General features: G+C 39.3%; 11 protein-coding genes. 3 read left to right on the top strand and 8 right to left on the bottom strand.

Annotated elements, in window-relative coordinates:
• Positions 1-7: 7 nt before the first annotated feature.
• A complete protein-coding gene (locus IE199_RS16090; protein ID WP_189772609.1) occupies positions 8-1,138 on the bottom strand; it encodes an SIS domain-containing protein in 1,131 nt (376 codons plus the stop codon).
• Positions 1,135-2,439: a D-tagatose-bisphosphate aldolase, class II, non-catalytic subunit gene (locus tag IE199_RS16085; RefSeq protein ID WP_189772608.1), complete on the bottom strand. Its 1,305-nt coding sequence runs from the start codon at positions 2,437-2,439 to the stop codon at positions 1,135-1,137. Before IE199_RS16085 ends, IE199_RS16090 begins: the two co-directional genes overlap by 4 nt.
• A 290-nt stretch (positions 2,440-2,729) precedes the next feature.
• Here IE199_RS16085 and IE199_RS16080 point away from each other — a divergent pair, with 290 nt between their 5' ends.
• Entirely contained in the window at positions 2,730-4,187 is a 1,458-nt protein-coding gene (locus IE199_RS16080) for a Gfo/Idh/MocA family protein (protein WP_189772607.1), read from the top strand.
• 172 nt (positions 4,188-4,359) lie between these two features.
• Here the strand turns inward: IE199_RS16080 and agaR are convergent, their stop codons facing one another.
• Entirely contained in the window at positions 4,360-5,121 is a 762-nt protein-coding gene (gene agaR / locus IE199_RS16075; protein ID WP_189772606.1) for a transcriptional repressor AgaR, read from the bottom strand.
• Positions 5,122-5,392: 271 nt separating this feature from the next.
• Here agaR and IE199_RS16070 point away from each other — a divergent pair, with 271 nt between their 5' ends.
• Together IE199_RS16070 and IE199_RS16065 are read left to right on the top strand one after the other, a co-directional pair.
• Positions 5,393-8,233 carry a TonB-dependent receptor gene (locus tag IE199_RS16070; protein WP_189772605.1) on the top strand — a complete coding sequence of 947 codons (2,841 nt, stop codon included), beginning with the start codon at positions 5,393-5,395 and terminating at the stop codon, positions 8,231-8,233.
• Between the two features lie 300 nt (positions 8,234-8,533).
• Complete coding sequence (locus IE199_RS16065; protein ID WP_189772604.1) at positions 8,534-9,895, top strand: DUF3472 domain-containing protein; 1,362 nt, start codon at positions 8,534-8,536, stop codon at positions 9,893-9,895.
• 55 nt (positions 9,896-9,950) lie between these two features.
• On the opposite strand, the gene IE199_RS16060 is transcribed toward IE199_RS16065, so the two are convergent.
• From IE199_RS16060 to IE199_RS16040, 5 genes are all read right to left on the bottom strand, one after another.
• Positions 9,951-10,349, bottom strand: a complete 399-nt coding sequence (locus IE199_RS16060; RefSeq protein WP_189772603.1) for a MerC domain-containing protein — start codon at positions 10,347-10,349, stop codon at positions 9,951-9,953.
• A 48-nt stretch (positions 10,350-10,397) separates the two neighbouring features.
• On the bottom strand, positions 10,398-11,051 hold the full coding sequence (locus IE199_RS16055; protein ID WP_189772602.1) for a DUF1826 domain-containing protein: 654 nt from the start codon (positions 11,049-11,051) through the stop codon (positions 10,398-10,400).
• Between the two features lie 331 nt (positions 11,052-11,382).
• The gene (locus tag IE199_RS16050; RefSeq protein WP_189772594.1) at positions 11,383-11,859 is read right to left on the bottom strand and encodes a GNAT family N-acetyltransferase; all 477 of its coding nucleotides are present in this window, start codon (positions 11,857-11,859) and stop codon (positions 11,383-11,385) included.
• 123 nt (positions 11,860-11,982) lie between these two features.
• On the bottom strand, positions 11,983-12,177 hold the full coding sequence (locus IE199_RS16045) for a glycine zipper domain-containing protein (RefSeq protein WP_189772592.1): 195 nt from the start codon (positions 12,175-12,177) through the stop codon (positions 11,983-11,985).
• A gap of 886 nt (positions 12,178-13,063) precedes the next feature.
• Complete coding sequence (locus IE199_RS16040) at positions 13,064-14,038, bottom strand: transposase (RefSeq protein WP_189772590.1); 975 nt, start codon at positions 14,036-14,038, stop codon at positions 13,064-13,066.
• Between the last annotated feature and the right edge of the window lie 241 nt (positions 14,039-14,279).

Genomic DNA, 14,279 nt, shown 5'->3' with positions numbered 1-14,279 from the left:
AATTAACCTAAACTCTGCTGTTTGGGTGCGGATAAATTGTCACACCTTGAACGACGCGATTTACTTCGCCTGACGGACACGGGTTATCAGGCGTTAATGACAATTGTAGTGACTTGTAAAATGACAACAACTGACAGTGCACAATATACGGTAACGATGCCCAAATATCATCGGTTTTAGTCGCTAATTCGCCAGCAGATTGATCAATAACATAAATTGACTTGGCAATACCATCACGCTGCAACTCACTAAGCAAATCGCTGTCATATTTTCGTGTATATTCGTCATTTGACATCATGACAAAAATATCAGTATTACCATTAACTAGTGATTTTGGTCCATGTCTAAAACCCAGTGGGCTTTCACAGTAACTAAATACTTGGCCAGCTGTTAACTCTAAACATTTAAGCGCCGCTTCTTTGGCTATACCAAGTAATGGACCAGAACCTAAGAAAACTACTCGCTCAGGCATATTTTCTGCCTGCTGTTTAATCTCTTCAAGTTGATTTTCCAACAATACATCACTGGTTTTAATAGCACTAAGTAACTGACTAGAGTCAGTTGAAAACACACACATAGTTGCAACTAACATTGAGGTAAAGCTGCTGGTCATCGCAAAACTTTGATCAAGCGTTTGCTGTGGCATTAACAAGGTATAACGGTTGTCTTTGCCATTAGATCCTGTCGCTAATTCCCCTTCAGGGTTACAAGTGATAATCAAGTGATAGCAATTATCGACCAAGCTGTCCGCTAACTCTACTGCCGCTAAGCTTTCAGGACTATTACCTGATCTAGCGTAGGAAATAACCAAGGTAGGATATTCAGCTAACAAATAGTTCTCTGGGTTACTCACGATATTAGTCGTGCTAATTGCAACACTGGTACGACCCGTAATCTTGGCGATTTCAGGTGCTACCGCATCACCAACATAAGCAGAAGTCCCTGCACCGGTATAAATAATACGAAGTTTTGGTTGCGCTAATATCGGTGCTAAAAAGCTGTCTAACGCTTCACGTTGTTGCTCAACTGAGTGCAAAACTTGTTGCCAGGCTTGAGGTTGTTGAGCAATCTCTTTTGCTGTCCAATAGGCGTTATTTTGCTTCAGTTCTTGTTCTGAAAAAGTTAAATAATGTGTCATGCGATAGCTTTCTCTTGAGCATTGTTTGTTTGACAGGCATTTGAATATACCGAAGTCACCTGCATTATTTTATCAATAACTAACGCTTGTGCATCAAGCGATAATTTGCCATTTCTAATGGCTTGAAATTGTTCCGGCAAAAATTGACTCACTAACGGTAGTGGAATATCAACCTCTGAAAGGTTTTGCATCATGCGTTTAACTGCTTGGTTAACTCTATCATTTGCCCAATAATAACGAATACGATCGCTAAAACTATAATGGCGATAGAATGGCTCTAAGCTTGCTGGTACTTGGTAATATTTTTTCCAGTTTGCAGGCTCTGCCAACATAGTTTGTTCGCACACGTCGCGTAAATATGAACGCTTTTCCGGTGCAACTAAATATTCTTCGATATAGGACAAGGCAAAAAGCCCCTCGCGTAATGCAAACGTCAGTTGAGGGCCAACTTTCAAAATAGCGAAATGATCTGAAACCAATGCCTTATATGCATCATTCTTTTGATAATCAGTTGAATGCGCTTCAAATACAATATTATCAATTTTTTCAATATGCTTAGCTAAAGCTTTAGCTTCTTCTGGCTGATAATCCACCACTTGTGTATGGTCGAATTCAACCCCAGGCTGCACAACAATAGCAATAATACGAGAAATCGCTTTTTCTAAGCCTAGCGCTTTAAACGCATCATAATGATGCTTAAGGGTAAGATCGACACTTGCCGTTGATGTCACTTCGACGCTTTCAATTGCTTCTGTTTCACCGCCAGGTACCGGTACTTCAGTGCCAACAACATAAAGTAAATCTGAATAGCCAAACGTTTCAATCGCAGTTTGTTCAGCAACTTTACACAACACACTAGCACGATATGCAATTTCTTCTTCTGGCACTGCCTGTGGATCACCAAAACATGCCATGCTTGTATCTAAGTGAATCTTTTTAAAACCAGCTTTCACATATTCTGCAATTAAATCTTTTGAAAGCTCAATCGCCTCTTCCGCACCTTTATCTACCCAACAAACAGGGCCTAGATGATCACCACCTAAAATAATGCGTTCACGAGGGAAATCTAGCTCATCAGCAATATCATAAACAAAATTAACAAAATCAATAGGCTTCATCCCTGTATAACCGCCAAATTGATTTACTTGGTTTGCTGTCGATTCGATTAGCACAGACTGCCCATCTTTAACGGCCTGCATCATCGCAGCCTTAATAACTAATGGGTGTGCACAACATACAGAGTAGATACCACCTTGACCTGTCTCTCTATTTTCCTGAATCTTAGATAATAAATATTTCATTTCTTGTCCAATGAACTCATAGCCGTTAATTGTTCAGCTTTACGAAAATTTAAATAAACACTAGCAACTTTCATTTACTTTCACAAGCTAAAAATTATTCGAAAGCCAAACTTATGACAATATAACCATAACATTCAAACACTTAACAACACCAAGACCTATATCAAAAAATATTTTATGAAAGTTTTCGAAAGCTTTTATTGCCTTGTTTGCATTTTTGGTGGTATAAATGTGCAACAACAACGATTAATAGTGTGCTCAACGCAAAACTAATTAAAAAAGGGGATATCATGTCAACGATAGATCGTCGTAAGTTTCTTAAGTCTGCAGCAGCAGTCTCTGCAGCTACGGTTGCTGCAGGTTGTGCTTCTAGCAGTAACAACACTCAAGGTTTTATTCCAAAAGCTAAAGGCAGCAGTGTTATGGGTTTGAAAACCCAATTAGACATTGTTCGTGTAGGTTTTATTGGGGTTGGCCAACGTGGTAGCGGTCACGTAAAACATTTCTGTCAAATCGAAGGTGTGGAAATTAAAGCAATTTGTGATACACATGCGGAAATGTTAGACAAGTCAATCGACTACGTAGTAAAGAAGGGCTTACCTAAACCTGGTCGTTACACAGGTTCTGATTACGCATATCGTGACATGTTATCTCGTGATGACATCGACATTGTTATTATTTCAACACCATGGAAATGGCACACACCAATGGCTGTTGATACCATGGAAAGTGGTAAACATGCCTTTGTTGAAGTACCAGCGGCAACAACAGTTGAAGAATGTTGGCAGTTAGTTGACACAGCTGAAAGAACGCAGAAAAACTGCATGATGATGGAAAACGTAAACTATGGTCGTGATGAGCTGATGGTGCTTAACATGGCACGTTTAGGTTTATTTGGTGACCTATTACATGCTGAAGCTGCTTATATTCATGAACTGCGTTGGCAAATGAAAGAAATTGAACACAGCACGGGTTCGTGGCGTACATTCTGGCATACTAAACGTAACGGTAACCTATACCCTACACATGGTTTAGGCCCAGTTGCACAATACATGAACATTAACCGTGGTGACCGTTTTGACTATGTAACGTCGATGAGTTCACCTGCACTTGGTCGCGCAGCCTACGCGAAACGTGAGTTTGACGCAAACCATTCACGCAACGCACTAAATTATGTTGCTGGTGACATGAACACTAGCATTATTAAAACAGTGAAAGGTCGCTCTATCATGGTTCAACATGATACAACGAGCCCTCGCCCGTACAGCAGACATAACTTAATTCAAGGTACTAATGGTACTTTTGCTGGCTTCCCTAACCGTATTGCGCTTGAAACTGCACCACCAAAAATCAAAGCAATTTACGAAAACGAATATAAAGAAGCATTAGCTAAATGGAAAGCTAATGGTGAACAAGGAAGAAAACCTCATCTTGCGAATTTCCATAGTTGGGATTACGACATGGAAAAATGGTACAAACATTTTGATCATCCATTATGGACAAGAATGGGTGAAGAAGCTGTACGTAATGGTGGTCACGGTGGTATGGACTTCATCATGTTATGGCGTATGGTTCACTGTTTACGTAACAATGAACCACTAGATCAAGACGTTTATGACGCGGCTGCATGGTCGGTGATCTTCCCACTGAGCATGGCGTCAGTTGCAGATCGTAGTAACAGTCAGACAATTCCTGACTTTACACGTGGTGCTTGGAAAACAGGTAAACCTCTAGGCATCGTTTCTTAATCTACTTAAATCTTACTTTCCTTTTAAATTGTAGATACCTTTGGCCCACGTAATGTGGGCCTTTTTTTAACTGATTTTTTGATGGTTCATACTAGTTGGTAGGTGATTTATACGAATTGCTATAGGTTGGAAAGGTAGTTTGTAGCAATAACGCTTAGTTAAAATTCATTAGCTAGGCGATAATGACTTTAACGCCAAGCTTTTCAACTTCTTTAACGAACATCTCTGGCACGCCCTCATCAGTGACCAATACATCTAAATCCTCTAAGCCACATATTTTATGTACGCCCGCTCGATTAAACTTCGATGAATCAGTAACTGCGATAACGGTGCCAGCAACGTTACACATGAGTCGATTTAGAATCGCTTCATATTCAAAGTGGGTTGTTAAACCACTATTAAAATCAATGCCATCAACGCCCAGTATTACCTTGTTAAAGTGATAACGTTCAATACTGTCTTCCGCTTGCCTACCGTAAAACGATTGTGATGTTTTTCGTAAAATGCCACCGGTCATTAACACTTCTATGCCGTCGTGCTGCAATAAGTTTTGTGCAACGTTTAAACCATTGGTCATCACCACCAGATGTTCTAAGTCACCAAGTGTTTTGGCAATTTCAGCTGTCGTTGAGCCTGAATCTAAAATTAGTGCATCACCTTCGTTAATTAAACTTTTCGCTGCAGCCGCTAACCGCCTTTTTACTTCTGTTTGCGCGTTATGCTTTTCGTCAATGGTCAGCTCTCGTTGAATTCTATGACTCGCGACAGCGCCACCACGTGTTCTCACCAGTAAATTTTTTTTCGCTAAATAGTTTAGGTCGGCTCTTATCGTCACTGCAGATACATCGTAGCGCGCTACTAATTGATCTACTTCAACTTTTCCATGTGCCAATGTATCTTGCACTATCTCATGCCTGCGCTCTATTGCTCTCATACACACTCCTTGAAACTGTTACTTAGATAGTAACACACTTTCGATACCTTTCAATTCATCATTTTTTACGAACACCCTTTCGTTTTAATTTTACCATTTATTTACAACCACTTAACTCATCAACCAGCTATAAATATAGCAGTCTTCGTAGTTTTTTCGAAAGTTTTTATTAACTTTCATACTTGATAATCACCTTTCATTAATCATAAATTATACACAGGAAACATATAAAGCTAACTATTAATACAACAATTGCTTAAAGGGGAAACCTGTGAAAAGTCACAAGAAAACTACATTAAGCTTGATCATTTCGAGTGTTTTGTGCAGCTATGCTGCCCAAGCTCAAGATACTCAAGCATCAAATAAAGATAAAAAAGATACTGAAGATAAAATTGAAGTAATCCAGGTAACTGGCTTAAAGAACAGTATTAAAGAATCTCTTTTTATCAAACAAAACTCAGTTAACGTTGTCGACGCTATCGTTGCTGAAGACATTGGTAAATTTCCAGATCAAAACATTGCAGAAGCACTTCAACGTGTAACTGGCATCACAATCACACGTAATGGCGGTGAAGGGCAAAACGTTATTGTTCGTGGTTTAGGTGGCGATTACAACGTTGCTACCATCAATGGTCGTCGTATGGCATCAGAGCACAACAGCCGTAACTTTAACTACGACTTAATTGCTTCTGAGCTACTATCTGGGGTTGATGTATATAAATCACCTGTTGCACGTACTCAAGAAGGTGGTATTGGTTCAGTTATCAATATTAAAACCAGACGCCCACTAGATTTTGACGGCTTTACATTAAGCGGTTCAGTAAAAGGTATTTACGAAGATCGTGTAGAAGAGTTTGATCCTCAAGCATCATTTTTAATCAGTGACACATTTTTTGATGGCACTTTTGGTGCACTTTTCACAGGCGTTTATTCAGAACGCACATTAAGAACTGACCGCTATGACGGCCAAGGTTTCTATAACGAAGGAAACGAGAGCTGGATTTCAGTTCGCCAAGACGTAGATGGCAACGGCGAATTTGACGAAACTATCGATAAAGAGTACGGCTCTGTTATTCCTGGTTATGTTCGTTACGATAACTGGCAAGATAACCGTGAACGTATTGGCGCAAGCTTAGCTTTACAGTGGATGCCAAACGACAAAATCGAAATGGCTTTCGATAGCTTGTACTCGTCTTACGACACTGACGGTACGCGAAATGCCCTTTCTTTTGTTACCTATGATGAATCATGGACACCTGGCATCCCTAACGTTACCGACTTAGGCTTTAATGATGAAGGCTTAGTCAATAAGCTTACGTTAGGTAATGGCGCAATGGCTGAAGTAATTAACTCTTCAACACCTCGTCGTACAAAAGCTTTCCAAGTGGGTTTAAACACTCGTTGGTATTATTCTCCTGCATTAGTTTTTGAAGCTGATGTTTCACACTCGGCAACTAAAAACGAAAACAGTGGTGACAACCGCTTTATTGTTGCCCGTGGCTTTGTTAAAGATGTCACTATTGATGCATCTTCAAACAATTTATTACCAGACATTACTATGTCTGAGCCGTTAACATCTGACGCTCCTTTTGGCGCTCACTACAGCTACAACTCAGGTGAAGAAGTTGAAGATGAAATCACTGAAGTTCGTCTTGGTGGTGAATGGGCATTAGACCATGATTACATTACAACGGTAAGATTTGGTGTTCACTACGGTAAACAAACTAAAGACAGATCTAACTTCCGTTCTGCTAACGCATCAATGTTCTCTAACGGTGGTGCTTACTTCAAATCAGATAGTTACAAGCACTACAACCCAGATTTATCTTCTGCAGAAGACATGTTTGGCTTAAACCTATTCAGATTACCAAAAGAAGTATTGTTAGATGCAAACTTTGACAACTTCTTATCTGGTGTTGCGGGTAAACACCCTGAGCCGTGGGCACGATTTGATTACGACAAGCTTTTCGCTTTTTATGAGTCTATCTCTAAAGATGCAGCAAATGAGCAAATCAAAGGTTCACCTCAGCCAAAAGATTCATTCTCATTATCTGAAACAACAACAGCAGCATTTGTTGAAGTTGACATCGAAAATGAAATTTTTGACCTACCTTACACGTTAAACTTGGGTCTTCGCGCTGTTGAAACTGAAGTTAAAAGTACAGGTTACTCATTAAACATCGACAAAGTAAAATTACAAGATGTAGAAAGAGAAGATGACGAAGGTAATATTGAACAAGTATTACAATTTGTAGGTAAACAAGCGCAATACCAAGAAGCTGTATCATACACAGATTCTTACACCGATGTATTACCTAGCCTTAACTTCAAGTTAAACCTACGTGAAGATTTAGTTTATCGTTTTAACGCGGCAAAAGTTTTAACACGTCCAAACATCGGTTATTTAACTGCGTGGAGTTCTGTAAACCTATCAAAGCAAGAATACTCTGCTTCATCACCTGGATTAGAGCCAATGCGCGCTAACCAGTTTGATACTGCATTAGAGTGGTACTTCTCTGAATACGGAGCGTTAACAACCGCGTATTTCTATAAAGATATTGAGTCTACTAACCCTATCTTTGCCGAAACAGGTGTTACTAAGATTGATGGCCGTGATTTTAGAACGAAGAGCTATGTTACAGGCGAATATGGTGCTGACGTACAAGGTTTAGAGATTGCTTACCAACAAGCTTTAACTGAAATCCTTCCTGCGCCATTTGATGGTTTTGGTGTTCAGTTCAACTATACCTACGTGAAAAGTAAAGATGAAGATCCGGAAAAAGAAGGTCTTCCATTTATTCGCATGCCGAAAAACTCTTATAACGCAGTTATATACTACGAAAAAGACGGCATTCAAGCTCGTATAGCGTACAACTGGCGCAACAAAATGCTGATCAACCCAGAAGAATGGGGTGGCGCAAGCTGGGAAGTTGACTACGGTCAGTTAGATTTCAGCTCTAGTTACGACGTCAACGAAAACATGACAGTTAACTTTAGTATTCGCAACATGACTAACGAAAGTAACTGGACATATGTTGACCGCAGAGAGCAAGTACGTTTCTTAAGTACTTACGGTCGAGTGTTTAACCTGGGCGTGAACATGAAGTTTTAATCGACTTCTATCCCTGGAGACAAGGAAGTCCAATTTTATAATCAACTTTAATAATGATGTTAATTGGCAGACAAGTAATAGCTCAAGCACCGGAGGCACCCCTGACAAAAGTGATTGTCTCTCTTGAACATGGAAAGCAAGTACTTTTGAGTGTTAAAGGTTCTGTCGTCATTTTCAGCATTGATATTAAATTTTAGTTCGATTTTATCCTTGGAGACATGGACGTCCATTTTTTAAATACTGACAAAATCAACATGAAAGGTATGCCAATTTGCATGCCTTTTTATTTGGAGTAAATACATGATTAAACAGCTTCATTGCCACATTGGTGCAAGTTTACTTTTTTCTTTATCTTTACTTGTGGGGTGTGGTGGTTCTAGTTCAAGTAAACCAGAACCAACAGCTAGTGAAAAACCAGCAGAGACTAAAGATCCCGCTGAGTTAACCAAAATTAAAATTCCTGTTGCTGGTAACAGTTGGATTGCCAACGATATTGATGCATCAAATACCTTGATCAGCGACAATGGCCTGCAAGGTTGGAAAAATACCGACCAAGAACTTATCACTTTTGTTTACCTTGAAAATACTGGCAACCTTCACTTAAGCCTTGATACTAAAGTTGCGTCAGGTAGTTCAACATTAGAAGTTGAGGTAGCAGGAAAAACAAAACTAATAACCTTAAACAACACTGAGCAAAAAGCTATCTATGTTGATGAATTTGTTATTGATGAAGCAGGATATCAGCGAATCGTTATCCGCGGCATCAATCATTCAGCAGATACTATCGCTGATATTCAACACGTTAACATTGGTGGAACGGCTAGCACTGGCAATATTTATTATGTAAAAGACGACTTTTACTGGGGACGTCGCGGCCCTTCTGTGCATTTAAACTATCAAGTGCCTAACCCAGACGCCGCTTATGAATGGTTTTACACAGAGCTTGAAGTACCTCAAGGCCAAGATACGATGGGATCTTATTTTATGGCTAACGGTTTTGCTGAAGGTTACATGGGGATCCAAGTAAACTCTCCAACCGAACGTCGTGTACTTTTTTCAGTATGGAGCCCTTACCAAACTGACAACCCAAATGAAATACCAGAAGAAGATCGCATCAAACTACTTAAAAAAGGTGCTGATGTGAATACAGGTAAGTTTGGTAACGAAGGTTCAGGTGGCCAAAGCTTTTTAGTTTATAACTGGAAGCCTGATACACGCTATCGTTTCTTATTGCGTATAAAGCCGGCAGATATCGACCAACATAGTGACTATACTGCTTATTTTTATGCACCTGAATTAGAAAAATGGCAGTTAATCGCCAGCTTCAGACGCCCTAAAACATCAACTTATGTTGCAAGACCACATGCCTTTCTTGAAAACTTTATTACCGGTGCTGGCCAATTTGAGCGTAAAGCATATTACGGTAACCAGTGGTTACGTACCGATGGCGGCGACTGGCAAGCAATTAGCCAAGCGAGTTTCAGCTATGATGCAACTGCAGACAAAAAAGCACGTATGGACTACCAAGGTGGTGAAGAAAATGGTGAATTTTTCTTACGAAATACAGGATTTTTTACCGGACCAACAACCTTTGGTACTCAATTCACTCGTGAACAAACCGATGCACCAAACATTGATTTTGATATGATCAACGCACTTTAATCAACAACTTGATTAAATGAAAGGGAGAAGCTAGTTAAGCTCTCCCTTTTTTGTTTTAACAATGGCAATCTTGGCGCTGACATAATCGATAGTTAAGGAGATGACCGTAAGCGATAATCACCGCCCCCACTAAGGTCAATGCTCTTTCCATGCCCTGCCCTAATATTTCACCACCAACAATGGCAGTTAGCACTAAAATAAATAAACCTATAGAAATCGGGATGGTGACATCATAACGCTTGTGTTTACGACACCCTAATACTGCTGCCAGTACACTTGATGGTAATACCGCATAAACCATATACAGATGAAAGTTTTCACCCGCTAAACCTAACGCGGCTAAGGCAGGCATAAGCGCAATTAACACTGGCGCCATCAAACAATGAATAACACATAAAGCAGACAAAGAAATAGCAAACTTGTCTAAAAATACAGAGAGCTTGGAAAAATACATAATAAAGTACCTATTGTACAAATAGTGATAACCATGATCTGATCGAATTTAACGTGCAAAATCTAATGTCATCACAATACGAGGCGAATCTGGGGCAGCACTGGGTGAACGGTGCACTAACCCTCTCCCCTCATTGTTTAGCCATTTTTCCCCTTTTAGCAACGCCACATCGCCTGCTTGCATTTGTTCAATCATTGTATGATCTAAACAAATGCCTGACTGTTCATCAGTTAATCCTGCGCTAGCAATACCTAATTTAGTGCGGTCAATGTTGTCCTCTATCAGCCATTGTGTCGCGACCCCACAATAAGTAACAACCAAACGACAAGGCACATGATCAACATGAAACTTAGGACACATGGCACCAGTTAGCTTTTTGAGTCGCAAGCCAGCGGCGTTTAAATCAAATAAACAGCAGTACATGTCAATTAACAGAGCAACATGATCTGCAAATGCTTCTACCCCCGTCATATCACTATATCGTTCAAGGATCAGATCTTTGGCTTGTTCAGGTTCAACAATGGTTGCTAAAGAGGGGAAAGCGTAATCAACAACAGCACTTGATAAGCTATCAACTAACGCAGGTGGCACACTTTGCCGCCATATCCCGATATTACAGTTCTCTTGATATATAGCGGTGAATGCTTGAGGAGTATCGCCTAAATTGGCGTAAGGGTAATTAATGGTAGTTTCAGCGAGCATATCTGTTAAATCAAATCATTCAAAACAAATGTTATAATATAACATAACAAGCAAAAATCAATTATTGATTACTTTTTGTAACAGTTAAAACCATGATACTCATTGTAACAATAAATTTGCTTACATAGTGAGAGCTAAAAGGTTTAAAGCATCAGCAAAACTAGATATTACAGGCGACTTGACGAGCACAAGCGCATAAAAATAACACCTTAACAAGGTAGGACGAGCACTTTTCAATACTTTCGAATACTGCCTTAGTTACTAATTCAAAATGTATAATAAAAATACCACGCGAGCTGAATTGCTTTAGAGTACTTTGTTATGCAAAACCTCACAGCGAGCGCTGAAACTGACCATTTTGAACATTAAAGCCTAATTTTTTAAACAAAGCTTTAGATCGAAAGTTGCCTTCATCGATATCTGCATACAATTTTACAATGCCCAAAGTTTTTGCATGAAGAAGTAATAAACCAAGCGCTTCTGTCATGAAGCCTTGTCGCCAATATGATGAATTTAGTAAACACCCAAGCTCACAAGAATGACCACAAGCGCTAAAACTGTGTAATCCGCAAGTTCCGATAACTTTGTTGGTCGCTTGCTCAACAACTGCCCATTCAAAGGATTCACCCGCCTTTTCTAGTTGGGCAACGCTTTCTAGCATCTGAAATATCGTATCTTTTGATGTAAAAACCGGATCTGAGGCAAATTCCATTGTTTGAATATCACCATAAATTTCAAACAAATCATCTAAATCATTGGCTTGAATTGACCTCAAAACAACGTTAATTCCGTTTAAATTAGGCTTCATTTTTCCCCTAATGGTATAACGCAGTCATAAGCGTCAGAAAACTATTGGCTAAACTTAGTGATGAAAACAAACCAAGTGTGTTAAGTCCTTTATTGAAGACTATGTTCTTTGCCAATTACAAGCCTACTCATCGTTGTTTTTTTCTTGTTTACTCTTTTGTCCTAAAGCTATCGCAGCTCCAATAGCAATTCCTACTCCAATACCTAAAGCTAAATTCCCAAGAGCTACGCCAATACCAGAACCTATTGCTACCCCGATAGCAATGCCAAATGCGATTGCGTTATTTTTAGTGTTATCATTTTTGTTCCAATTACCCATTTGAACTCCCTAAGCATTTAACGAATGAAATGAACGACCAACTCGGCATCAATATGCCATAGTGAAGTTGATAAACAGGCTCAATTTAGCCAATTCTGTACTTAGTATCCACACAGTGGATGTTTATGACAAGTGCAAAGCCTGCCTTTATTTTAAGATATTGATTATCTTTAAAAGAGTCCGATAGCGATAATTAAAGTCGCCAATCATATAAATGACTGATAACCGCATCTTGCTGCTGAAACGGCAATTCAACCAAAACTCTCAAAGCTAGTGTTAGAAACAGGCTTATAACTCGTTGTATTAGGCAAAAAATCTGTGTTCGACTTTGAAAGAGTTGAACTTGTACAAGCTAACAAGCAGGCAGAGTTGGAAGACTAGACAAAAAAATAAAGCAGACACCCAAAATAACATTAACAAGAAGTAACTGAATATCTAAACGTAATTAATATTGAGATGCACCAGATTCACCTTTATCAAAAACTGGAATGAATCACTATAAACAAATCAAAAAGATGAATTGAGTGTTTCTGTAGAGTAATTAAGAAATCTAGGCTGAACATCTACCTTCCAATTAAAGAATAGTTAGACTCGATTAGGTTAATTAGGTGTTTAGGCTAATAGCTTCTCACAATTAGCGAGATTGGTGCGCCGTATTAAAAACTAAAGCAGACACCCAATATAACATTAACAAGAAGTAACTGAATATCTAAACGTAATTAATATTGAGATGCGCCAGATTCACCTTTATCAAAAACAGGAATAAATCACTATAAACAAATCAAAAAGATGAATTGAGTGTTTCTGTAGAGTAATTAAGAAATCTTGGCTGAACATCTCCCTTCCAATTAAAGAATAGTTAGACTCGATTAAGTTAATTTGGTGTTTAGGCTAATAGCTTCTCACAATTAGCGAGATTGGTGCGCCGTATTCGTTGTTGGTGATGGCAATATTCGGTCAAGCTATCAACATCACCCACAGCGCCTCGAAAATAGCGGCTAAATTGTTGACTTAAAATAGCCCAGTTATCGGCGCTGATATTAAGCCGTGTGAGCAGTTTGGGTTGATGCTGTGTAATAAAACCTTTTTTATCTTCTCTGATACAACGCCCTGTCTTTTCAACAAGTTCAATATAGTCCGTTAAAGCAAACGGTAGGCCTGTTGGCATATCTTTTCTCGGATTACCCACAAAAGGTTGTAACTTTTCAGGCTGCTTGCCTTTAATAGCCGCTTTGATGCGTAATTTAATACTGGTGTAGTTTGAGGTTTCCGGTGTTTTAGCTATGTTGGCTCTAATCGGGTTTAAATCCACGTAAGCCATACAAGCGGCTAATGCTTTTTCATCGAGTAATGCTTGTGAGCTAAAGCGACCTTCCCAGAATCGACCTTTACAGTTATCTTCTCGGTTTGCTTGTCTGGCAATCGATTCATTTAATAAGCGCATCAACCAGCTGATATCCATTAAGCGTTTACGGTATTGCTCAGCGGTTTGTTTGACTATGTATAACATGGGCTCCAATAGCGTTTCACCACGTAAATACTTTTGTGTTAGCAACGTGCCATTAAAGAGTTGATGCCAGCGTTTAAGCACCTCATCCATTGACCAATTATTTGCAGTCTCTTCATCAATAAACAGAACCAAATGAACGTGGTTACTCATTATTGCATAAGCACAGACATCAATGGCAAAGACATCACTCAGTTGAAACAGTTTCTTCTCAACCCATTGCCTTCGGTGTTCATAACTTTTACCAGTAACAACATCTTTACCACACAAAAAAGCACGGCGAACACAACGGGAAATACAATGATAATATGGGGTAGCCGCCAAACACACTTGGCGGCTTCTGGCGATAGTCATCTCGCTTCCTTGCGATAACAATAATGATGGTCAAAGCCTAGTTAAGTTTTGAAATTTTGCCAACTAAAGGTGGGTGTCCACTTTATTTTTTTAGCAGTCCCGTCACTTTATTGGCTTGATACTTATTGAACCTTCTCCCCGAAGTTTAACCATTGGCTAAACTTCTAGGCGACCAAACCAAAAGGAGAAAGCTCAATGAAATTCTATACCAAATTACATGATTTTTATTGTGGGATCGACC

Source organism: Thalassotalea marina (assembly GCF_014656435.1).
Lineage (GTDB): Bacteria > Pseudomonadota > Gammaproteobacteria > Enterobacterales > Alteromonadaceae > Thalassotalea_C > Thalassotalea_C marina.
This window is presented reverse-complemented; position numbering and strand designations above follow the sequence as displayed.